The sequence below is a fragment of the Pseudomonas sivasensis genome (assembly GCF_052938085.1).
This window is the reverse complement of sequence record NZ_CP176442.1, coordinates 3,176,281-3,198,655: the sequence shown is the minus strand read 5'-3', so window position 1 is coordinate 3,198,655 and position 22,375 is coordinate 3,176,281. Positions and strand designations below refer to the sequence as shown.

Annotated in this window: 16 protein-coding genes; 10 read left to right on the top strand and 6 right to left on the bottom strand. The window is 58.8% G+C overall.

Annotation, left to right across the window (positions count from 1 at the left end):
• Nucleotides 1-81: 81 nt before the first annotated feature.
• Genes ACKZ62_RS14780 through ACKZ62_RS14765 form a run of 4 tightly spaced genes read left to right on the top strand, consistent with a single transcriptional unit; the run spans nt 82 to nt 5,936 of the window.
• The gene (locus ACKZ62_RS14780) at nt 82-1,833 is read left to right on the top strand and encodes a type I secretion system permease/ATPase (protein ID WP_447095433.1); all 1,752 of its coding nucleotides are present in this window, start codon (nt 82-84) and stop codon (nt 1,831-1,833) included.
• Complete coding sequence (locus ACKZ62_RS14775; RefSeq protein ID WP_447095432.1) at nt 1,830-3,131, top strand: HlyD family type I secretion periplasmic adaptor subunit; 1,302 nt, start codon at nt 1,830-1,832, stop codon at nt 3,129-3,131. Before ACKZ62_RS14780 ends, ACKZ62_RS14775 begins: the two co-directional genes overlap by 4 nt.
• Nucleotides 3,132-3,133: 2 nt before the next feature.
• Nucleotides 3,134-4,471 carry a TolC family outer membrane protein gene (locus tag ACKZ62_RS14770; protein ID WP_122765129.1) on the top strand — a complete coding sequence of 446 codons (1,338 nt, stop codon included), beginning with the start codon at nt 3,134-3,136 and terminating at the stop codon, nt 4,469-4,471.
• A gap of 40 nt (nt 4,472-4,511) precedes the next feature.
• Nucleotides 4,512-5,936, top strand: coding sequence for a polyurethane esterase (locus ACKZ62_RS14765; RefSeq protein ID WP_122765130.1), 1,425 nt, complete (start codon nt 4,512-4,514; stop codon nt 5,934-5,936).
• Between the two features lie 427 nt (nt 5,937-6,363).
• Here the strand turns inward: ACKZ62_RS14765 and ACKZ62_RS14760 are convergent, their stop codons facing one another.
• On the bottom strand, nt 6,364-6,588 hold the full coding sequence (locus ACKZ62_RS14760; RefSeq protein WP_122681023.1) for a YgdI/YgdR family lipoprotein: 225 nt from the start codon (nt 6,586-6,588) through the stop codon (nt 6,364-6,366).
• Nucleotides 6,589-6,775: 187 nt separating this feature from the next.
• Between ACKZ62_RS14760 and ACKZ62_RS14755 the strand changes: the two genes are divergently transcribed.
• The 3 genes from ACKZ62_RS14755 to ACKZ62_RS14745 all read left to right on the top strand — a co-directional run bounded on the left by ACKZ62_RS14755 (nt 6,776) and on the right by ACKZ62_RS14745 (nt 15,292).
• The gene (locus ACKZ62_RS14755; protein WP_447095431.1) at nt 6,776-8,425 is read left to right on the top strand and encodes a VRR-NUC domain-containing protein; all 1,650 of its coding nucleotides are present in this window, start codon (nt 6,776-6,778) and stop codon (nt 8,423-8,425) included.
• Entirely contained in the window at nt 8,422-10,677 is a 2,256-nt protein-coding gene (locus ACKZ62_RS14750) for an ATP-dependent DNA helicase (protein ID WP_447095430.1), read from the top strand. The genes ACKZ62_RS14755 and ACKZ62_RS14750 overlap by 4 nt, the downstream gene beginning before the upstream one ends.
• A gap of 271 nt (nt 10,678-10,948) precedes the next feature.
• Nucleotides 10,949-15,292, top strand: coding sequence for a hypothetical protein (locus ACKZ62_RS14745; RefSeq protein ID WP_447095429.1), 4,344 nt, complete (start codon nt 10,949-10,951; stop codon nt 15,290-15,292).
• Nucleotides 15,293-15,467: 175 nt separating this feature from the next.
• On the opposite strand, the gene ACKZ62_RS14740 is transcribed toward ACKZ62_RS14745, so the two are convergent.
• Together ACKZ62_RS14740 and ACKZ62_RS14735 are read right to left on the bottom strand one after the other, a co-directional pair.
• Complete coding sequence (locus tag ACKZ62_RS14740) at nt 15,468-16,418, bottom strand: alpha-E domain-containing protein (protein ID WP_032887395.1); 951 nt, start codon at nt 16,416-16,418, stop codon at nt 15,468-15,470.
• A gap of 3 nt (nt 16,419-16,421) precedes the next feature.
• Nucleotides 16,422-17,831 carry a circularly permuted type 2 ATP-grasp protein gene (locus ACKZ62_RS14735; protein WP_032887392.1) on the bottom strand — a complete coding sequence of 470 codons (1,410 nt, stop codon included), beginning with the start codon at nt 17,829-17,831 and terminating at the stop codon, nt 16,422-16,424.
• Nucleotides 17,832-18,263: 432 nt separating this feature from the next.
• On the opposite strand from ACKZ62_RS14735, the gene ACKZ62_RS14730 reads away from it, so the two are divergent.
• The 3 genes from ACKZ62_RS14730 (at nt 18,264) to ACKZ62_RS14720 (ending at nt 19,236) form a co-directional block, all read left to right on the top strand.
• On the top strand, nt 18,264-18,809 hold the full coding sequence (locus tag ACKZ62_RS14730; protein ID WP_032887390.1) for a hypothetical protein: 546 nt from the start codon (nt 18,264-18,266) through the stop codon (nt 18,807-18,809).
• A gap of 68 nt (nt 18,810-18,877) precedes the next feature.
• The gene (locus ACKZ62_RS14725) at nt 18,878-19,090 is read left to right on the top strand and encodes a hypothetical protein (protein WP_447095428.1); all 213 of its coding nucleotides are present in this window, start codon (nt 18,878-18,880) and stop codon (nt 19,088-19,090) included.
• Nucleotides 19,091-19,101: 11 nt separating this feature from the next.
• The gene (locus ACKZ62_RS14720) at nt 19,102-19,236 is read left to right on the top strand and encodes a hypothetical protein (RefSeq protein WP_256583459.1); all 135 of its coding nucleotides are present in this window, start codon (nt 19,102-19,104) and stop codon (nt 19,234-19,236) included.
• A 5-nt stretch (nt 19,237-19,241) separates the two neighbouring features.
• Here the strand turns inward: ACKZ62_RS14720 and ACKZ62_RS14715 are convergent, their stop codons facing one another.
• Genes ACKZ62_RS14715 through ACKZ62_RS14705 form a run of 3 tightly spaced genes read right to left on the bottom strand, consistent with a single transcriptional unit; the run spans nt 19,242 to nt 22,225 of the window.
• Entirely contained in the window at nt 19,242-20,489 is a 1,248-nt protein-coding gene (locus ACKZ62_RS14715; protein WP_032887387.1) for an EAL domain-containing response regulator, read from the bottom strand.
• 9 nt (nt 20,490-20,498) lie between these two features.
• A complete protein-coding gene (locus ACKZ62_RS14710) occupies nt 20,499-20,882 on the bottom strand; it encodes a response regulator (RefSeq protein ID WP_032887385.1) in 384 nt (127 codons plus the stop codon).
• A complete protein-coding gene (locus ACKZ62_RS14705; RefSeq protein ID WP_032887384.1) occupies nt 20,867-22,225 on the bottom strand; it encodes a sensor histidine kinase in 1,359 nt (452 codons plus the stop codon). The genes ACKZ62_RS14710 and ACKZ62_RS14705 overlap by 16 nt, the downstream gene beginning before the upstream one ends.
• Between the last annotated feature and the right edge of the window lie 150 nt (nt 22,226-22,375).

Here is a 22,375-nt window from a genome sequence, read left to right as displayed (position 1 = left end):
TTCGATTTTATTAGTTGGCCGGCCTTTATCAGGGTTTGGGCAACTTATGCGCGAAATTTGGCTCAAGGAAGATCAGAACATATGGCCAAGCCCTTTGCGGTAGCGCCCTTATTCAAGGCGCTGGGTGAATACAAGAGCATCTTGATCAGCGTTGGCTGTTTCACGGCATTAATTAACCTGCTGATGCTGGTGCCGTCGATTTACATGTTGCAAGTGTACGACCGCGTGCTGTCCTCCCAGAACGAAACTACCCTGGTGATGTTGACGCTGATGGTCGTGGGCTTCTTTGCGTTTATTGGCACCTTGGAAGTGATCCGTAGTTTCATCGTGATCCGTATCGGCAGTCAGTTGGAACGGCGTTTCAACTTACGCGTGTACAAGGCCGCATTCGAACGCAATCTGCAACGCGGCCAGGGGCATGCCGGGCAATCCCTGGGCGACCTGAACCATATCCGCCAATTCATCACGGGGCCGGCGCTGTTCGCGTTTTTTGATGCGCCGTGGTTTCCGATCTACCTGTTTGTGATTTTCCTGTTCAACGTCTGGCTTGGGGTGCTGGCCACCGCCGGCGCTGTGCTGTTGATCGGCCTCGCGTGCCTCAACGAATACCTGACGAAGAAGCCATTGGGTGAGGCCAGTGGTTTCTCCCAACAGTCGACGCAACTGGCGACCAGCCATTTGCACAACGCCGAAACCATCCAGGCCATGGGCATGCTCGGCGCGCTGCGCAAGCGCTGGTTTGCGGTGCATGCGCAGTTCCTCGGCCTGCAGAACAAGGCCAGTGACACGGGTTCGGTGATCACCTCGTTGAGCAAATCCTTGCGGCTATGCCTGCAGTCACTGGTACTCGGCCTGGGCGCATTGCTGGTGATCCGGGGCGATATGACGGCAGGCATGATGATCGCCGGTTCGATCCTGATGGGCCGTGTGCTCAGCCCCATCGACCAGTTGATTGCGGTGTGGAAGCAATGGAGTTCGGCGAAGCTGGCCTACCAGCGGCTGGACGAATTACTGCGCGAGTTCCCTCCGGAAGCGGAGCAGATGAAACTGCCCGCACCCAAGGGCCAGGTCAGCTTCGAGCAGGTCAGTGCCGGTCCGCCGGGTAAGCGCGTGGCGACGTTGCATCAAGTCAGCTTTACCTTGGGAGCGGGCGAAGTGCTCGGCGTGCTCGGTGCCTCGGGCTCCGGAAAATCCACCCTGGCCCGTGTGCTGGTGGGCGTGTGGCCGACCCTGGCCGGCACCGTGCGCCTGGATGGCGCGGACATACACCGCTGGGACCGCGACGACCTCGGCCCGCACATCGGCTATCTGCCCCAGGATATCGAACTGTTCAGCGGCAGCATCGCCGACAACATTGCGCGCTTTCGCGAGGCGGACCCTGAGCTTGTCGTCAAGGCCGCACAACAAGCCGGCGTGCATGAACTGATCCTGCGCCTGCCCCAAGGCTACGACACGGTGCTGGGGGATAACGGCGGCGGCCTGTCCGGTGGCCAGAAGCAGCGCGTGGCCCTGGCCCGTGCGCTGTATGGCGGGCCACGGTTGATTGTGCTGGATGAACCCAACTCCAATCTCGACACCGTGGGCGAAGCGGCCTTGGCCACTGCCATTGTGCAGATGAAAGCCCAGGGCAGCAGCGTGGTGCTGGTCACTCACAGGTCGTCGGCATTGGCCCAGGCCGACAAGTTGCTGGTACTCAACGAAGGCCGTTTACAGGCGTTCGGGCCAAGCCAGGACGTGCTTAGGGCGTTGTCCGGCCAGCAGGAAGCGCCGAAGGACAAACCGGGTGTGAGTTTCAGTCGTCAGTATCAAGCCGGAAGGAATCCAGGCGCATGAGCAGCATCACTTTCGAACAACGCGACGCGGGTTTTTTCGCCCGCATGGGCTGGCTGCTGACAGTGGTCGGTGCCGGTGGTTTCTTTCTGTGGGCCAGCCTCGCGCCGCTGGATCAAGGGATTCCCGTGCAAGGCACGGTGGTGGTGTCTGGCAAGCGCAAGGCTGTGCAAACCCTCAGCCCCGGCGCGGTCAGCCGTATTCTGGTGCGTGAAGGCGAGCTGGTGAAACAGGGCCAGCCGCTGTTCCGTCTCGACCAGACCCAGAACCAGGCCGACGTGCAATCGCTGCAAGCCCAGTACCGTATGGCCTGGGCCAGTGTGGCGCGTTGGCAGAGCGAGCGCGACAATCAATCCTCCATCACCTTTCCCGCCGAGCTGAGCAGCAATCCCGAGCCTGCCTTGGCCTTGGTGCTCGAAGGCCAGCGTCAGCTGTTCAGCAGCCGCCGCGAGGCCTTCGCCCGCGAGCAAGCCGGCATTCGCGCGAATATCGACGGCGCCACCGCGCAACTCGGCGGCATGCGTCGTGCCCGCAGCGACTTGACCGCCCAGGCCCAATCCCTGCGTGATCAACTGAGCAACCTGCAACCCTTGGCCGACAACGGCTACATCCCGCGCAATCGGCTGATGGAGTACCAGCGCCAATTGTCCCAAGTGCAACAAGACCTGGCGCAAAACACCGGGGAAAGCGGCCGGGTAGAGCAGGGCATCGTCGAGTCGCGTCTCAAATTGCAGCAGCACAGCGAGGAGTATCAGAAGGAAGTGCGCAGCCAATTGGCCGACGCGCAACTGCGCAGCCTGACCCTGGAGCAACAACTGACCTCTGCCGGGTTCGACCTGCAACACAGCGAAATCAACGCGCCGGCCGACGGCATCGCGGTCAACCTCGGCGTGCACACCGAAGGCGCTGTGGTGCGTGCCGGTGAAACCCTGCTGGAGATCGTGCCCCAAGGCACACGCCTGGAGGTGGAAGGGCATCTACCGGTGCATCTGGTGGACAAGGTCGGCACGCACTTGCCGGTGGATATTCTCTTCACCGCGTTCAACCAGAGCCGTACGCCGCGCGTGCCGGGGGAGGTCAGCCTGATTTCTGCCGACCAAATGCTTGATGAGAAAACCGGTGCGCCCTATTACGTGCTGCGCACCACGGTGAGCGAGGCAGCGTTGGAAAAACTCCAGGGTCTGGTGATCAAGCCGGGGATGCCCGCCGAGATGTTCGTGCGTACGGGCGAGCGCTCGCTGCTCAATTACCTGTTCAAACCGCTGCTGGATCGCGCCGGCTCAGCGTTGACCGAGGAATGAACATGAAACCTGTGTTTATTGCCTTGTTGTTCTGCTGCGCCAGTGCCCAGGCTGCCATGGGCCCGTTTGATGTCTACGAGCAAGCCTTGCGCAACGACCCAGTGTTTCTTGGCGCGATCAAGGAGCGCGACGCCGGCCTGGAAAACCGCACCATCGGCCGTGCTGGCTTGCTGCCCAAGCTGTCGTACAACTACAACAAGGGCCGCAACAACTCCCAGGCCACCTTGCCCGACGGGCGCGGCGGCAATTATCACGACGACCGCAACTACAACAGCTACGGTTCCACCTTCAGCCTGCAACAACCGCTGTTTGACTACGAGGCTTATGCCAACTACCGCAAAGGCGTGGCCCAGGCGTTGTTTGCCGACGAAAGTTTTCGTGACAAGAGTCAGGCGCTGCTGGTGCGGGTGTTGACCTACTACACCCAAGCACTGTTCGCCCAGGACCAGATCGACATCGCCCGCGCCAAGAAAAAGGCCTTCGAGCAGCAGTTTCAGCAGAACCAGCATCTATTCCAGCAGGGTGAGGGCACCCGTACCGACATTCTCGAAGCTGAGTCGCGCTACGAGCTGGCCACCGCCGAAGAGATCGAAGCGCTGGACGAACAAGACGCGTCGTTAAGGGAATTGGGCGCCTTGATCGGCGTTCAGAGCGTCAACATCCACGACTTGGCGCCGCTGAACCAGGATTTCGCCGCACTCGCCCTGACCCCGGCCAATTACGACACTTGGCATGAACTGGCAATCAGTAATAACCCCACCCTCGCGTCTCAGCGCCAGGCCCTGGAGGTGGCGCGCTACGAAGTGGAGCGCAATCGCGCCGGGCATCTGCCCAAGGTCACGGCGTACGCGAGTTCACGCCAGCAGGAGTCCGACAGCGGCAACACCTACAATCAGCGCTATGACACCAACACCATTGGCGTGGAAGTCAGCCTGCCGCTGTACGCGGGTGGCGGCATATCGGCCTCTACCCGCCAGGCCAGTCGCGCCATGGAGCAGGCAGAGTACGAGTTGGAGGGCAAGACTCGGGAAACCCTGATCGAACTGCGTCGGCAGTTCAGTGCCTGTTTGTCGGGCGTGAGCAAGCTGCGTGCGTACCAAAAGGCGCTGGCGTCGGCCGAGGCGCTGGTGGTGTCGACCAAGCAGAGCATTCTCGGCGGTGAACGGGTCAATCTCGATGCATTGAATGCCGAACAGCAGCTGTACAGCACCCGTCGCGACCTCGCACAGGCTCGCTACGACTATTTGATGGCCTGGACCAAATTGCATTACTACGCCGGCAACTTGCGCGACACCGATCTGGCCAAGGTGGACGAAGCGTTCGGGCCCGCACAGCGTTAACCAGCTTTCTCGACAACTCCAACAAAAGAGAGGCAATACCATGGGCGTATTCGACTATAAAAACCTGGGCGCCGAAGGCTCCAAAGCGTTGTTCGCCGATGCCATGGCGATCACGCTGTACACCTACCACAACCTGGATAACGGCTTTGCCGTGGGTTATCAGCACAACGGTCTGGGCATTGGCTTGCCGGCCACCCTGGTCGGCGCGTTGTTAGGCAGTAGTGATTCCCAGGGCGTGATCCCCGGCATTCCCTGGAACCCCGACTCGGAAAAAGCCGCCCTGGAGGCCGTGCAACACGCCGGCTGGACACCTATCAGCGCCAGCGCCCTGGGCTATACCGGCAAGGTCGACGCCAGGGGCACCTTCTTTGGCGAAAAACCGGGCTACACCACGGCCCAGGTCGAAGTGCTCGGCAAGTACGATGACGCCGGCAAACTGCTGGAAATCGGCATCGGTTTTCGTGGTACTTCAGGCCCACGGGAAAGCCTGATCAGCGACTCCATCGGCGATCTGGTCAGCGATCTGCTCGCGGCCCTGGGGCCCAAGGATTACGCGAAAAACTTCGCCGGCGAAGCCTTCGGCGGTTTGCTCAAGAACATCGCCGACTACGCCAGTGCCCACGGCCTCAGCGGCCACGACGTGGTAGTCAGCGGCCACAGCCTGGGCGGCCTGGCGGTGAACAGCATGGCGGACTTGAGCAACGGCAAATGGGCGGGCTTCTTCAGGGACGCCAACTATGTGGCCTACGCCTCGCCGACCCAGAGCAGCGGCGACAAGGTGCTCAATGTCGGCTATGAAAACGATCCGGTTTTCCGTGCGCTGGACGGCTCATCCGTCAACTGGTCGTCGTTGGGCGTGCATGACAAGCCCCATGAATCGACCACCGACAATATCGTCAGCTTCAACGACCATTACGCCTCGACGCTGTGGAACGTGCTGCCGTTTTCCATCACCAACCTGCCGACTTGGATCTCCCATTTGCCCACCGGATATGGCGACGGCATGACGCGTGTTCTGGAGTCCGGGTTCTATGAGGTGATGACTCGCGACTCGACGATTATTGTCGCCAACCTGTCGGACCCTGCGCGGGCCAACACGTGGGTGCAGGACCTCAATCGCAACGCCGAGCCCCACAAAGGCGACACCTTCATCATTGGCAGCGCTGGCAATGACTTGATCCAGGGCGGCAAGGGCGCGGACTTTATCGAGGCCGGCAAGGGTAACGACACGATCCGTGACAGCAGCGGGCACAACACGTTTTTATTCAGCGGGCAGTTTGGCCAGGACCGGATTATTGGTTATCAGCCAACGGACAAATTGGTGTTTACGGACGTGCAGAGCAGTGGCGATTATCGTGATCACGCCAAGGTGGTGGGCGGAGATACCGTGATCAGTTTTGGCGGGGATTCAGTGACGCTGGTGGGAGTGGTTGGGTTGTCGGGGGAGGGGATTGTCATCAGTTAAAACGGTGGGAGGGGGTTTGCTCCCGATAGCGGTGGTTCAGTCAATGGAGATGTTGACTGGAAGATCGCCATCGGGAGCAAGCCCCCTCCCACATTTGGGCAGTGTTGGCAGCGGAGAATCAGTCTTCCTTGCGCATCAGTGGGCAGCGGACGCTATTGGTCAAATTGGAACGCGGTCAACCCTGTGGGAGGGGGCTTGCTCCCGATAGCGGTGGTTCAGTCAATGGAGATGTTGACTGGAAGATCGCCATCGGGAGCAAGCCCCCTCCCACATTTGGGCAGTGTTGGCAGCGGAGAATCAGTCTTCCTTGCGCATCAGTGGGCAGCGGACGCTATTGGTCAAATTGGAACGCGGTCAACCCTGTGGGAGGGGGCTTGCCCCCGATGGCGGCGGCTCAGTCAATAAAGATATCGACTGAAGAACCACTTCACTTTTCCTTGCGCACCGTCGCCACATCGTCAGCTTTGACACGGATGCGTTTGCCGGCGATGTCGGTGAACTCATAAAAGCCATCGGCGGTCTTGGCGTTTGGGGTGTCTTTGGTCAAATACTGCGTGCCATTTTGCAGTGTCACTACGGTTTGCGTCGCGCAACCGGCCAATACCAGAAATGTGAGTGCAACCAGTGGCAGACCCAAATTCTTCATGTTCATAACCCTTACCTTAACCCTGAAAAGTCCCGCAGCGTGCGGCTGCGGGCCGCAAATGTTACGCCATCGACTCCACCATCTGATCACTTTTATACAAAAAGTTGCGTGAGCCATTTATCTATTACCGATTGCAACAGAGCATCGGGACCTGCACTCTGTATGCATAACCAGTATTTGACTCGCTTGCGCCATGACCAACCCCCTCGACGACCCGCTCTATTACCTGCACAACTTCCGCCAGGTCCTGCAATGGCTGGGGCAGCGCTATGCCGATCTGCTGGACCCTGACGAACAGCATTTCATTCAGCAATTCGACAGCTTGCCGCAGCCGTCCCAGGCGTTGTTGGTGCGCATGGTAATGCGCAAGGGCGTGCACTTTCGCGCGGGGAAACTCAGCTATCAGGAGGTCGGTTGTACCCACGCGGCTGCAACGCCATTGCGGCAATTGGGTTGGGTTGATGATCAATGCCTGTTGGCCTTTGAAGAGGTGTTCGCCTTGCTGCAAAAAGGCGAAATCCTCAGCACGTTCAAGCCGTGGATCGACCAACCCAAAGGCAAGAAGGCCGACTGGCTTGAGGGTCTGGCGGCGCAGTTCAGCGAAACCCGCAGCTTTGCCCAGTGGTGCCCGCAGCTTGCCGAACCGCTGTACAGCCTCACCGTGATGGACCTGTGTGACCGGCTGCGCTTGATGTTCTTCGGCAATCTGCACCAGGACTGGTCGGAATTCGTGCTGGCGGACCTCGGTATCTACACCTACGAAAAAGTGGCGTTCTGCGCTGAATCCCGGGGTTTGCGCAGCCGTGACGACGTGCACGGCGTGCTGTTCCTGCACCAATGCCAGCACGCGTTTGAAACCGGCACCGCGCTGCACGACGTGCTGGCGCAGGTGGCCACGCTGACGACCGACAACCCCTGGCTGGAAAAACGCCGGGCCAAGCTGCTGTTCCAGATGGGGCAGTATTGTGAGCGCAGCGCCGAGTTGGCCTTGGCCGAGCAAATCTACCGTGCCTGCGCCTACCCCGGCGCCCGTGCGCGATTGATCCGTGTGCTGGAGCGCCAGGAGGACTACGCCCAGGCCTTGGTTCTGGCGAGTGCCGCGCAACAGGCACCGGAAAGTGCCGCCGAACAGCAACACCTGCTGCGCGTCATGCCGCGCCTGCGTCGCAAGCTGGGTGAGCCCAAACTGCCCAGGCTCAGACCACGGGAAGTCATGCGCCTGGACCTGGAACTGGTACTGCCGGAACCCTTGATGTCGGTGGAGTACTGCGTCCAGGCTCATTTGAGCGCGCCCGATGCACCGGTGCATTACGTGGAAAACGGCCTGATCAATTCGCTGTTCGGGTTGCTGTGCTGGGACGCGATCTTCGCACCGCTGCCGGGAGCGTTTTTCCACCCGTTCCAGCGTGGCCCGGCCGACTTGCACAGCGAAGACTTCCACCAGCGCCGCGCACCATTGTTCGCCGCGTGTTTCGAGCAACTGCAGGATGATCGGTACAAGGCCCTCATTCGCCAGCGCTACGCCGCCAAGTGGGGCATTCAATCGCCCTTCGTATTCTGGAATCTGCTCAGTGAAGACCTGTTAGAGCAGGCCCTGGAATGCTTGCCCGCCGAACACCTGCGCTACTGGTTTGAACGCCTGCTCCTGGACATCCGCGCCAACCGCGCGGGCATGCCGGACCTGATCCAGTTCTGGCCTGCGCAAAAGTCCTACCGCATGATCGAAGTCAAAGGTCCGGGCGACCGTCTGCAGGACAACCAACTGCGCTGGCTGGAGTTCTGTGGCGAGAACCAGATGCCGGTCACCGTCTGCTACGTGCGCTGGGCGGAGCAACCGGCTTGAGCTACAACGTGGCCGTGCGCGCATTGTGTGAGTTCACGGCCAAGGTCGGCGACCTGGACCTGCGCTTTACCCCGTCGCCCAGCGCCCAGGAAGGTATCGTGGGCCACCGCACAGTCGCGTCGCGCCGCAGTGCGCACTACCAGAACGAAGTAGCACTGGAAGGCGAGTACCAACAACTCAAGGTACGGGGCAGGGCAGATGGCTACGACCCCGATGCCAATCGCCTGGAAGAAGTCAAAACCTACCGCGGCGACCTTGATGCCCAGCCCGCCAACCACCGGCAATTGCACTGGGCCCAGGTCAAGGTGTACGGCTGGCTGATGTGCCAGAAGCTAGGGTTGACGGAAATCGACCTGGCGCTGGTGTACTTCGATATCGTCGGCGAGGGCGAGACCCTGCTCAATCAACGCTTCCACGCGCCTGATCTGGAGAGGTTCTTCAACCAGCAATGCACGCTGTTCCTCGGCTGGGCTCAACAGGAAATGCAGCACCGCGAAGCGCGTAATACCGCCGCGCAAGCCTTGAGTTTCCCCCATGCCGACTTTCGCCCCGGCCAACGCACGTTAGCCGAGACGGTATACAAAGCCGCCAGCACCGCACGCTGCCTGATGGCCCAGGCGCCCACTGGCATCGGCAAGACCATCGGCACGATCTTCCCGCTGCTCAAGGCCTTTGCGCCGCAGCAACTGGACAAGGTGTACTTCCTCACCGCCAAGACCCCGGGCCGCAAACTTGCCCTCGACGCATCGCAGGTGCTGTTCACCAGCAGCCCCGGCTTGCAACTGCGTGTGCTCGAATTGGTGGCGCGGGACAAAGCCTGCGAACACCTGGATAAAGCCTGCCATGGCGACTCATGCCCCTTGGCCAAGGGTTTCTACGACCGTTTGCCCGCCGCGCGCATTGCCGCCTCCAAGGTAAGCCTGCTCGACCAGCGCAACCTGCGCGCGGTCGCCCTGGCCCATGACGTATGCCCTTATTACCTCAGCCAGGAAATGGCACGCTGGGCCGACTTGATCGTCGCCGACTACAACTACTATTTCGACTTCGGCGCCATGCTCTTCGGCCTGGCCCAACTCAACCAATGGCGCGTCGCGGTGCTGGTGGACGAAGCCCATAACCTGGTGGAGCGTGCACGCTCCATGTACAGCGCAAGCCTCGACCAGTACAGCCTCAAGGGCCTGCGCGACACAGCGCCCGAGCCCCTGAAGAAACCCTTGCAGCGCCTCAATCGCGAATGGAATGCCCTTCACAAAGACCAGCTCGCGCCGTACCAGGCCTACGCCGCGCGCCCGGAAAAGCTGCTCCAGGCCTTGAGCCTGTGCACCAGCGCCCTGGGCGATTACTTCAACGACCACCCCGAAGCCCTCAGCGGTGACCTGCAAGCTTTCTACTTTGAAGCGCTGCAATTTGCCAAAGTCGCCGAGCTGTTCAATGAACACTTCATCTTCGACATCCACAAGCGTCAGCTCAGCGGCAAACGCAGCAGTTCCACCCTGTGCCTGCGCAACGTGGTGCCCGCCGAATTCATCCGCCCCCGGCTCACCGCCGCCCGCAGCAGCGTGCTGTTTTCGGCGACCCTTAGCCCTCGGCACTATTACGCCGACCTGCTCGGCCTGCCGACGGACACTGCCTGGATCGATGTGGAATCACCGTTCAAGGCCGAGCAATTGCAGGTGCGGATTATCGATGAAATTTCCACCCGCTACGTGCATCGCGAGGCCTCGCTGGCCCCCATTGTCGAGCTGATAGCCCGCCAGTTCGGGCAGCAACCGGGTAACTACCTGGCGTTTTTTTCAAGCTTCGATTACCTGCAGCAGGTGGCTCAACTGCTCGCCGAACGACACCCGCACATCACCCTGTGGCAGCAATCGCGGGGCATGGCCGAAACCGAGCGACAGGCGTTTCTCGACCAGTTCACCGAACACAGCCAGGGGATCGGCTTTGCCGTACTCGGTGGTGCTTTCGGAGAAGGCATCGACTTACCCGGTGCACGTTTGATCGGCGCGTTTATCGCCACCCTGGGGCTGCCGCAACTCAACCCGGTGAACGAGCAGATGAAGCTGCGGATGGCCGCGATTTTTGGCGCGGGGTACGACTACACGTACCTGTATCCCGGTATTCAAAAGGTGGTGCAGGCGGCGGGCAGGGTGATCCGCAGCCAGCACGATCGGGGAGTGGTGATGTTGATGGATGATCGGTTTGGGGAAGGGCGGGTGCGTCAGTTGTTGCCGAAATGGTGGGTAGTCGGCTGATGGTTAGACCCGGCGTATGGTTGGCGCCAAGCATAGTAAGGAGCGCTCACAACTACGTGCTCATTCAGAATTAACAGGTGCCGATAGCGAGCACACTGTTCAATCATCGGCTCATTACCACCCGTCGCCACCTGTTAGTTCTGACAGTAGGCAACCCAGGGTTTGAAGCGTTTGATGCAGGTAAGCCTCCCTCACGGCGCCCTGCGAGTACTTTTGCCATGACCCGGAAAAAAAACCTAAAGCCCTCTTACCCCCCATTGAAGTGTCGCTTTTGGAGCTTCCCTTCGAAGGCGATCCTGATGGCGCCCACGGTGGTATCGGCCTTCGGCATACGGAGGTTGATTTCATTGTTTACCTCAGAAACCCCAAAGACGGTGTCAACCCCGGTAGCGTTGCGTATCTCTATTGGGGCAACCGCAATGTTCCCGTAGCGTCTACCCAGATTCGCGAGGGTGAGGAACACCTGGACCGTATCCCTTTGACTGTCCCTGCCCACAAAGTCGTCCAATATTGGGCCAACCCGGTATTCGGCAAATTAAGACGTGTCAGTGGCAATGAGTCGTTTACCGAAGAGCGCAAGTACCGGGTTAGCCTGACGCGTCCAGGGGACCGTGACCCCAATAGCATATTGCCCGGCCACCAGGGGCTGGTGTATGTGGTTCCACCCTCCATATTGTTGAATGGCGTCAGCGAAGTCGATGCATTGGCAGGGGTCAATATCATCATCCGCCATTGGATTCACATGCATGCCTACGACCTGATCATTCTGGTCTGGGGGTCTCAGCGAGTACTCCATCGTGTGCAGCCTAACGAAGTAGGCCGTGATATTACGTTGACCGTTGACTACGCCACTATCAGTGCCGCAGGCAACAGCCGGGACACAAGAGTGGGGTATCAGGTCCGCGACGCCGGGGGTAACCAGCCGGATGAATGGGCACGTTGGTCGGCGACAACGTTGATTGATGTGCACCTGAATCAGATCCGCCCGGAAGCGCCGTGGCTGGCATTTCCAGGCACCGGCACCGACACAGTGATTGACCTGGCCGAACTGGGCAGTTTGGATGCACAAATCCAAGCGTGGATCACCAGCGCAGAGGTCGTCGCCTATTCAATACTGACGCTGATCTGGGCGGGTGTGGACCGCGAAGGGAACTCAATTCCTTATACAGAAACCAGGCCGCTGAATGCGCCGGGTGTTTACACATTCAATGTGCCTAATGCGCTGGTGGCTGCCATTGCCGACGGCTCCGTCAGCGTGCATATCTTGTTTCAACATGGGACGATTGAGCAGCCCTCTAAAAAGCTTTACCTGGATGTGGTCGGCGAAATCGTCAGATGGCCAGCGCCGCAGATCAAGGAGGACCTGGGCGGCCACATCGAGCCTGATTTCGCTGCAACCGTGTATTTCCCCTTGCAACCCATTTGGCCGGCAAACGGCTATCTGGAAGTGATTTTCCGGGTAAGCAGCCCCGATATCACCATCGAGCATCGGGTGGGTCGCGAAGTCGACGATATTCCACCCAATCCCGACGGGGACATGGAGTTCATCGTATACCCTGACGAGCTTTCGCGTTTTGACGGACACCTGGTGGAAGTGTTCTACGCCCACACACGTCCTGGCAGTCGGCCGCAGGAATCCTTGCGGTTGCAAGTTGTTGTGGGCCAGCTTCAACGCACGATGCCCGCGCCGATTATCGATAAGGCAATCAGTGGTCAGTTGAATCCGGATGATATTGGCGCCTATGCCAAAGTGTTTGCACCATTTGCAGAAACAAAACGCGATGACTGGATCAGGATGCACTGGGTCGGGCCGAAGGCGCGTATTGAGGTGCCGGTGCAGGTGCCCGTAGACGGTGCCACCACCGAGCATTACATCGAAAGCTACTACGTCACCAGCAACCTGAATGAAACGGTGACGGTGTTCTACACGCTCAAGCGCGGCGATGAAGTTCCGCGTTACTCACAAACTACCGAGGTTCTGGTGAGCCAGGGTGTGGGCGAGCTGCCGTCGCCGACCTTGCTGGAAGCACAGGTGACCGGCCCAGGGACCGCTACGCTGGAACCGCTCAAGGTACAGAACGGCACCAAACTGGTGGTGACCTACCTTGGTATGCGGGGTACCGACTCCATCCAGGTCACCATGATCGGTGCAGGCAATGGTGGGTCGCCGACCATTCCGGCCAAACCCGGTAATGAAGCGCTGCAGAAGGTGGAGTTCGATATCACCAAAGCGGCAATACACGCCAATCTTCGTGACCAAGACACTACTGTCACATTCAAGTACGTGGTGACGCGCCTGGGTGCGGCGTATCCATCAGACACCTTGACGGTAACGGTCAAGCCGATACCGCTCGCCGAGTTGGTAAAGACAATTCTGCAAATCAACCAGGCCAATAATGCTACCAAGGTACTGGACTTGAGCAGCTTTTCTGGAGACGCCAGAGGCACGGTCGGCATCTGGCCATTTATTACTGCATCTTACCCAGTGTGGTTGAGGTTGCTGGGTAAAACAGCCGGCAACGTTGACCATGATTGCTTGGTGTACAACGGGGCAGAAAGTTCGGCGGTTGACGCGACCTGGATCGCTGATGGGAAAGTCGAATCTAGTATCCTGAGGTCCTACCTGGATGGATTGGGTAATGGCTCTTTGCTTAAGATGGAACTCAAGGCGGCGGTAAGTACTAGTAAGGTTGAAGCTGAGGCCCTGACTTTTCCGATAATGGAGTACCGGGTCAACACCTTGCCAGCCGAATTTCCTGTCCCAAAATTGACCCAGGCAACCGGTACGGGGGCGGTGTTGACCCTTGCGCCCTTGAATGCACAAAGCGGCGGCACAGTCTCGGTGGAATACACGCCGATGTACACGACCGACAGCATCAAGGTCACGATGGTGGGGGCTGCCGGTGCGGGTTCGCCAGTTATTGCAGCCAAGCCCGGGTTGACCAGTGGCGTGGTGACATTTGCTATTCCTGCAACTGCGATTGCCGCGAACATTGGCAATATCAATAAGATGTTCACGCTTAAATATGATGTGACGCGTGCGGGAGTGGTGCGTTCATCGCAGGTGGTAACAGTGACGGTGACGCCGATACCTCAAGCCGAGTTGGCAAAAACCGTGATCCAAATGATTGAGGCGAACCAAACTACCAAGGTATTGGATCTATCGAGCGGTACGGCTAATAGGACGCTCCGGGTCGGCAATTGGCCGTTCATTGCGACTAATTCTCCGGTTTGGATTGAGTTCAGAGGTTTCAAGAATGGAGGAGAGGCGCACAACCGCACTCACTGGAATGGTGGCGCTGCATTTGTCAATGCAACCTGGTTCAGTCAAGGGTGGTGGCAAAGTGGAATAACCTATGCGTCGTACTTGAAAGAGTTAGGACACAACACCAAATTGACGCTGCATTTCAAAGCGGCGTTAGGCACTGGCCTAACGGAGGCTGACGCCATTGTATTTCCAGTGGTGGAATACAACGTCAATACACTGCCGGCTCAGTTCCCAGTACCTAAGTTAACCCAGGCTACCGGTACGGGCGCATCTGTATCTCTGGCGCCATTGAATGTATTAAATGGCGGCACGGTGGAGGTGAGATATGCGCCGATGTATACCACCGACAGCATCAAGGTCACAATGGTGGGGACTGCCGGTGCGGGTTCGCCAGTTATCGCAGCCAAGTCCGGGTTGACCAGTGGCGTGGTGACATTTGCTATTCCTGCAACTGCGATTGCCGCGAATATTGGCAATACCAATAAGACGTTCACGCTTAAATACGATGTAACGCGTGCCGGAGTGGTGCGTTCATCGCAAGTGGTTACAGTGACTGTGACGCCGATACCCGACGCTAACTTGCCCAGATCGTTGATCAATGGTGTCGCCCATAACGGGACGCTGGATGTCGCCGCGATGACAGCAAATGCTTCTCTTGCTATTACACCTTGGCCATTGCAGGTCGCTGGCAAGAAAGTTTGGCTGACTTTCCACTGTGGGGGAGCAAATCCTAATCCCTATAATGTATGGACGGGATACGCACACCCATCTGCTTCAGGTATCGATCACTTTGTATTGTTAAGCTGGCTCAAAAGTTGCCCGAATGGAAATCAAATATGGGTTGATTTCAAGGTGGCATATGATCCGAATGCGGATGAAGCGGAAGCGGTTAGTTTTCCTAGGACGGTTTACACAGTCAACAATTTTGTTGAAAGTACTGACTTCAATGACCGCAATTGGAATAACTGGATAAGAAGCAACGTTGCGGGCTCAATTGTTGGTAGTGGTTCCAATTGGTTCTTTCGGGGTTCGGGCAGTGTATGGTCGTTCACTGGCTTACATAAAAGGTTTGATTACGGCTATCTTCTTGTTGGTCACCGATATAGGCTCACTTTTGACTTTAGCATTTCAACTAAATTTAGTTGCTACGTTCGCGTTAGGCCTGTCGGCACCGCAGGTGATCGGTCACCCTATTATCGTGGCACTGGCTTTTGGGAAACAGCGTCTTTCGATTTTACCCCGCCGGCGAATCCCAACAATGTACAACTGGAGATCGATATCAGCCACAGTGCTGACAGCAGCAACGTAACCTTAGATATCGACAATATAAAGATTGTCAAGCTTTAAATATTTGTTCTTCGGAGTAGGCGCTCATTATGCGGTAAAACTTGCATGTCATTTAAAATCAATGCAACCTTTACTGCGTGATTTGCACCTGCTCAATGGTTTAATTAATAATGCGTTTGGTAGTGCGAAGGCTCGGCCAATCACCCGAATAAACAAGCAACTGGCCGAAACTCACTCAAACAACTTCCAAATAAGAACTATGAACCGCCCCCGCCAACTCCCTCACCGTCTCAATAAACTCCGTCAACCGACTATGCAGCCCATCCTCCAGAATCTCATCAATCCCCGTATACCTCAGCCGCGCTTCAAACTCAGCGGCCAGGCGTTGCGCCGTACGCCCATAACTACCGGGCAAGTCCGCGAGGATATGACTCAACTCCTCGATACACGCATGCAGTGAACGCGGTACATCACTGCGCAACAGCAGTAACTCCGACACCGACCGAGCATTCAGCGCATTCGGGTACAGCTCGGTGTACGCCTCGAATGACGACAACGCGCGGAGCAGGGCGCTCCACTGGTAATAGCCGCGTGCCGAGAGGTCGCTGACTTCTTCGGACTCTTCGCCGAACATTTCGTAGCGCGCATCCAGCAGGCGCAGGGTGTTGTCCGCACGTTCGATGAAGGTGCCGAGTCGGATGAACCGATAGGCGTCGTTGCGCATGATGGTGCCGGAGGTCGCGCCGCGGAACAGGTGGGAACGCTGCTTGACCCAGTCACAGAAGTGGCTGATGCCGTGCCGCGCCAGGCCGCCGGCGGCGATGCTGCGCATTTCCAGCCAGGTGGCGTTGAGGTTTTCCCACATGTCGGCGGTGATGCGTCCGCGCACGGCGTGGGCGTTGCCCCGTGCGGCGCGCAGGCAGTTGTAGATACTGGCGGGGTTTTCTTCGTCGAGGGCGAAGAAGTGCAGCATGCGCTCGGCGTCCAGTTGCTTATGGCGCTCCAGATAACTCTCCAACGTGCCGCTGCTGAGCAGCGACATGGCCAGTTCGTCGAGGCCATCGCTGCGTCCGGCCTGGGGCATCAACGACAGCGAATAACTGACTTCCAGCATGCGCGCCAGGTTCTCGGCGCGCTCCAGATAGCGGGACATCCAGTACAGATCTGCGGCGGTTCTACTCAACATGATTCAGCCCTCCACCACCCAGGTGTCCTTGGTTCCGCCGCCTTGCGACGAGTTGACGATCAACGAGCCTTCACGCAGTGCTACCCGCGTGAGGCCACCGGGCACCAGGCGGGTTTCCTTACCCGAGAGCACGAACGGCCGCAGATCGATATGCCGGGGCGCAATGCCGTTTTCGACAAAGGTCGGGCAGGTGGACAGGCTCAGGGTCGGCTGGGCGATGTAGGCGTGAGGCCGCGCTTTGATGCGTTGACGGAAGTCCTCGATCTCGGCGGCAGTAGACGCGGGGCCGACCAGCATGCCGTATCCGCCGGAGCCCTGGGTTTCCTTGACCACCAGTTCCGGCAGGTGAGCCAGCACGTGGGACAACTCATCGGGTTTGCGGCACTGGAAGGTCGGTACGTTCTGCAGGATCGGTTCCTCGTCCAGGTAGAAACGGATCATTTCCGGCACGTAAGGGTAGATCGACTTATCGTCCGCCACGCCGGTGCCGATGGCGTTGGCCAGCACCACGTTGCCGGCGCAATAGGCGGCCACCAGGCCGGGCACGCCGAGCATCGAGTCCGGATTGAAGGCCTGTGGATCGAGGAAGGCGTCGTCAATGCGCCGGTAGATCACGTCCACGGCTTTCGGGCCGTCGGTGGTGCGCATGAACACCTTGAGGTCGTGCACGAACAGGTCGGCGCCTTCCACCAGTTCCACGCCCATTTCCCGGGCGAGGAAGGCATGTTCGAAGAATGCGCTGTTGAAGCGGCCGGGGGTCAGCACCACCACATTGGGGTTGTCCAGGCGGCTTGAGCTTTTGAGGGTTTTGAGCAACAGGTTGGGGTAGTGGTCCACCGGTGCGATTCGCTGCTTGGCGAACACCTCGGGGAACAGGCGCATCATCATCTTGCGGTCTTCGAGCATGTAGCTCACGCCGCTGGGGGTACGCAAGTTGTCTTCGAGCACGTAGTAAGTGCCGTCGCCGTCGCGCACCAGGTCGACGCCGGAAATATGCGAGTAAATATCGCGGTGCAGGTCCAGCCCAACCATGGCCTTCTGATAACCCTCGTTGCCCAGCACCTGGTCGGCGGGAATGATCCCGGCCTTGATGATGCGTTGGTCGTGGTAGATATCGGCGAGGAACATGTTCAGCGCATTGACCCGCTGGATACAGCCGCGTTCGATCACGCTCCACTCACTGGCGGGGATGCTGCGGGGGATGATGTCGAAGGGAATCAGGCGCTCGGTGTCCTGCTCGTCACCATAGAGGGTAAAGGTGATCCCGGCGCGGTGAAACAGCAGGTCGGCTTCGCGGCGACGCTGGGCCAGCAGTTCCGGCGGCGTGTTGGCCAGCCAGCGGGAGAAATCCTGATAGTGCGCACGGCATACGCCATTTGCGTCATTCATTTCGTCAAAGAAAGATAGAGCCATTCCAGTACCTTGTCAGTGCCCAGGGTTGCGTGGGGGTGGCACTGCCGCTTCAAAAAACGCATGTTTTTATGAGCCTGTGGCGCAGAGTGCCAGCAGGCCTGGTCCTTACTTTCTTATGGGGGCGGCTCTGGGTCGGGCGGTAACGATTGCTCCTGTATCCGGGCAGATGAATTGGTTAAGCAATGCGTGTGCCGGAATGCCCTTGAGGTGACTGGGTTTGCTGTGGCGAGGGGGCAAACCTGCTCGCCACAGCGCGCCCAAACGCCATAAAGCCTGCTGGCCGAGTCATCCCCTCCCAGCAGCGAGCCCTTCCTGACGGAGCCCATTCACCATAAAGAGGCAATGGGCGCCCTGGTGTGGTGCATGAACAAACTTGAACTTCATTCGCGCCCGGTTCTTCTAACGAAACTCGAATCCTTGTGGAGCACGCCCGTGCCCAGAATCATTTCACCCGACACACCCGAATCGAGCCTGGACGATCACAGCGAGCACACCGCCAAGATTTTCGGCTCGCCCAAGGACCGCCTGGACTTTTACCGTCGAGAAATTCAGTACGAAACCTCAATCCTGGCCAACCGTACCGACGCCTATCTCACCGCGCAGTCGTTTCTGGTGATTGCCTTTGTCTCCGGCATGGGCAACCTCAACCCCGAGTGGGGCAAGTTGTTTACCCTGGTGGTGCCGGTTTTCCTCGCTGCGCTCGGGATTCTCAGTTCCTTGAACGCCTGGCCGGGCATCCGCGCTGCGTATGACATCATCGATCACTGGCACTTCAAGCAGAGTGAGTTGCTGCGCAGCGAACCGATAATGGGCATGGCCTATGACGAATCACCGCTGTTTTCCGAGATGGAGTCTTCCCATAAGGGCTACCGCAAGTCGCTGCTGTTCTCCATGCGCGCTCCGTGGCTGTTCATGGTGTTCTGGTTGCTGCTGGGCATCTATGCGTTTTATATCCAGGTCGACAATCCGATCCGCTAGGCAATTGGACGGAACTTCAACGCGCAGCGCGGCGCCTTAACCTTACAGATACCAGTGAGAGGTGACCCATGAGCACATCCATCGATCCACAAGTCAGTAACCGTAACGATCCGGCGATTGACGGCGGCGAACCGGCCCCCGGCACCAGCGCTGACGCCCCCAAGGATCCCAAGGCCAAGAGCGATCCCAAGGCGAAGGACAACGACTACAGCCCTGATTTCAAGCCCGAGCGCGAGCCCAAGCCTGAAACGGATGCAGATATCGACACCCAAGGCGGTTAGAGGAGAAGGTCATGTCTAAAGAACTCGACGAAGAACTTAACGACCCAGGCAATGAAGATCCCGGGTCACTGATGGATGATGCCGAAGTCCCGCTTAATGATCTGGATGAAGCAGCCGATCTGGGCAACACCGAAGATCAGGACTGAGCCCGTTACTTAAGACGCTCCAGCAATAGCCGCTCCAGCGTTACCACCGGCAACGGCCGGCTGAACAGATACCCTTGAATCTGATCACAGCCGGCCTCCTTCAAAAACGCCAGTTGCGCCTGGGTTTCCACGCCCTCGGCCACTACGCGCAATTTCAGACTGTGCGCCAGTTCAATGATGGTGCGGGTGATCGCCGCATCCTGCGGGTTGGTAGTGACCTCGCGGATGAACGCGATGTCGATTTTCAGCGTATCGATAGGAAACCTGCGCAGGTACGCCAGGCTTGAATAGCCGGTGCCGAAGTCATCAATTGAGATCTTCACGCCCATGGCGCGCAAGCGTTGCAGGCTGGCGATGGTGTGCTGGGTGTTTTCCATCAGCGAGCCTTCGGTCAGTTCCACTTCCAGCCAGTGCGCCTCAACCCCGGTGCTCTCCAGGCTATGGGCGATATCGGCAATCAGGTCGCCCTCGATTAACTGATGGCCGGACACGTTGACCGACACTTCTACCGCGCCGATGTCACTGCGTTGCCACTCGGCAATCTGCTGGCACACCTGCTCGATCACCCAACGACCCACCGGTACGATCAGGCCCAGGCTTTCCAGGATCGGCACGAAGACCGCCGGGGACACCGCGCCATAATCGGGCCGGTCCCAGCGAAGCAAGGCTTCCAGTGCGCAGATATTGCCGTTGGCCAACTCGACCTTGGGCTGGTAGTGCAGGGCGAATTCGCCCCGCTCAATGGCCTCACGCAGGGCCTTCTCCATGTCTACGCGGACCAGATCATGCACATTGCCCTGGGTGGTATGCACGGTGTGCTGGTGCAACCGTTGCTCCAACTGCTCGCTGCGTTGTTTGAACTGGTCACCATGGGCCTTGAGCCGCAGCAGGTTGCGCACCCGCAGCCAGAGTTCCAAGTGCTCCACTGGCTTGCTGAGGAACTCTTCGGCGCCGGTTTCTAGACCGCTGACCCGAGCGCTGATGTCGCTCAAGGCCGAAAGCATGATGATCGGGATGTTCGCCGTGGCCGGGTTGCCCTTGAGCTGGGTGGCGACTTCATAGCCGTCCATGCCCGGCATCATGATGTCCAACAGGATCAGATCCGGTGGTTGCTGCGCCACCAACTGCAACGCTTCTTCACCGCTGCAGGCGCTCAGGGTCAGGTAGCCCTCGTGTTGCAGCAGGGTTTCCAATAGCTTGCGAACCTGGGGTTCGTCGTCAACGATCAACAGCGTTGCGGGTGAGCTGGCCATGGAGAGGACTCATTCAGGAGGTGTGAGGGTTGGGTTCAGCAGGGTGTCGATCTCCTGGTACAGCTCCTTGTAGCGCAGGGGTTTGCTCACGTAGGCGTCGCATCCGGCGAGGCGGGCTTTTTCCCGGTCTTCCTTCATCGCCATGGCGGTGAGGGCGATCACCGGGATGTGAGCCGTGTGAGGGTCTTGCTTGAGCAGGCGAGTGGCTGCCAGGCCATCCATGCCTGGCAATTGAATGTCCATCAAAATCAGAGCCGGCTGGTGTTCGCGGGCCATGGTCAGGCCGCTCTCGGCGTCGGCGGCCCACAGCACAATGTGGCCGGCGTTGACCAGCAGTAAGCGCGCAAGACGCATGTTGGCTTCGTTGTCTTCGACAATCAGGATGTTGGCCATGTGGCCTCCACAGTAGCGGCGGCGCGATGCAGCGGCAGCCACACCACAAAGCGTGCGCCCAGGCCTTCGCGGCTGGCCACGGCAACGCTGCCGCCCTGTAGATCGGTGAGCTGCTTGACCATCGCCAGGCCCAGGCCGGTGCCTTCGAATTTGCGTGCCAGGCTGCTGTCGATCTGGCTGAACGCCTTGAACAGCTTGCCCATGTCATCCGGGGCAATCCCGATACCGCTGTCGCTGACGCTCAACTCAAGAAAGCGGCGGTGCGCGCTGGGTTGCAGGGCAAAGCCATGCACCGGCCAATCGCCGGCGACCAGCCCCACCTCATCGCGGCTGACCTCACGCACCGCCAGGGTCACGTCGCTGCCGTGGGCGCTGAACTTCACCGCATTGGCCAGCAGGTTGTAGACGATTTGCTTGGTCTTGCGCAGGTCCAGGATCAGCGTGCCCAGGTCGTCCTGGCTATCGAGTTTGAGTTGGATACGCTGCAGGGCGGCTTTTTCGCGCACGATCAACAGGCTGTTGGCCAATAAACCCGCCAGCTCCACCGGCTCCAGTTCCAGGTCCATCATCCCGGCCTCGACCTTGGACAGGTCAAGGATGTCGTTGATCAGCGAGAGCAAGTGCTGCCCACTGGTGAAAATGTCACCGATGTACTCGCGCTGGACATCAGTCATGTCGCCCACAAGCCCGTCCTTCAGCGCCTCGGAAAAGCCGATCACCGCGTTCAGCGGCGTACGCAGTTCGTGGGACATGGTCGCGAGGAACTCGGACTTCATGTGGTTGGCGTGTTCCAGCTCCAGGTTCTTTTCTTCCAGGGCGCGCTCAAAGCCTTTGCGCTCGGCTTCTTCCTGTTTGCGCGCAGTGTTGTCGGTACCGATCAGCAGGTAGCCGATGATCGTGTCATTGCGATTGCGCAACGCCGTCACCGAGACCATCGCCGATAGCCGACTGCCGTCCTTGCGGATATAGGTCAGCTCGTAGATGTCCTCGATGCCGCGCGAGGCCTTGAACACCAGCGCTTCGAACCCTGGGGTGATCGGCGTATCCAGTTCCTCGCTGAGGGCCGCCGCGCGGGTGATCAGCTCGGCAGGGTCGGAAATGTCAGCGGGGGTGATGCGGTTGACCACATCGACAGCGGCATAACCGAGCATGCGTTCGGCGCCGACATTGAAGATCTGGATCACGCCTTTTTCATCGGTAGCGATGCTGGAGAAATAAGCGCTATTGAAGATGGCGTCTTGCAGCGCGCCGGTCTTGAGCAGGGTTTTCTGGCGTTTGAATTCGACGATTTTTTCAGCGCGTGACTGCGGTTCGCTGGGGTGGTCGGTTGAGCTTTTATCCATCGTGGTGGGGTTCCGTGAACGTAAGGCCCGCCATCGTCAGTGGGCGAGGGCGCAGAGCATGCTCACAGAAGATCGCGATGAAGCGACGAGGAGGAGATGAGGTCCTTGGACAATAGCAGACATTATGGCGATTTGATGTCTTGGTCTATC

Coding starts and splice junctions, on each gene's coding strand:
- ACKZ62_RS14780 (WP_447095433.1), top strand. CDS start 82: ATGGCCAAGCCCTTTGCGGTAGCGCCCTTATTCAAGGCGCTGGGTGAA.
- ACKZ62_RS14775 (WP_447095432.1), top strand. CDS start 1,830: ATGAGCAGCATCACTTTCGAACAACGCGACGCGGGTTTTTTCGCCCGC.
- ACKZ62_RS14770 (WP_122765129.1), top strand. CDS start 3,134: ATGAAACCTGTGTTTATTGCCTTGTTGTTCTGCTGCGCCAGTGCCCAG.
- ACKZ62_RS14765 (WP_122765130.1), top strand. CDS start 4,512: ATGGGCGTATTCGACTATAAAAACCTGGGCGCCGAAGGCTCCAAAGCG.
- ACKZ62_RS14760 (WP_122681023.1), bottom strand. CDS start 6,588: ATGAACATGAAGAATTTGGGTCTGCCACTGGTTGCACTCACATTTCTG.
- ACKZ62_RS14755 (WP_447095431.1), top strand. CDS start 6,776: ATGACCAACCCCCTCGACGACCCGCTCTATTACCTGCACAACTTCCGC.
- ACKZ62_RS14740 (WP_032887395.1), bottom strand. CDS start 16,418: ATGTTGAGTAGAACCGCCGCAGATCTGTACTGGATGTCCCGCTATCTG.
- ACKZ62_RS14735 (WP_032887392.1), bottom strand. CDS start 17,831: ATGGCTCTATCTTTCTTTGACGAAATGAATGACGCAAATGGCGTATGC.
- ACKZ62_RS14725 (WP_447095428.1), top strand. CDS start 18,878: ATGAGCACATCCATCGATCCACAAGTCAGTAACCGTAACGATCCGGCG.
- ACKZ62_RS14720 (WP_256583459.1), top strand. CDS start 19,102: ATGTCTAAAGAACTCGACGAAGAACTTAACGACCCAGGCAATGAAGAT.
- ACKZ62_RS14715 (WP_032887387.1), bottom strand. CDS start 20,489: ATGGCCAGCTCACCCGCAACGCTGTTGATCGTTGACGACGAACCCCAG.
- ACKZ62_RS14710 (WP_032887385.1), bottom strand. CDS start 20,882: ATGGCCAACATCCTGATTGTCGAAGACAACGAAGCCAACATGCGTCTT.
- ACKZ62_RS14705 (WP_032887384.1), bottom strand. CDS start 22,225: ATGGATAAAAGCTCAACCGACCACCCCAGCGAACCGCAGTCACGCGCT.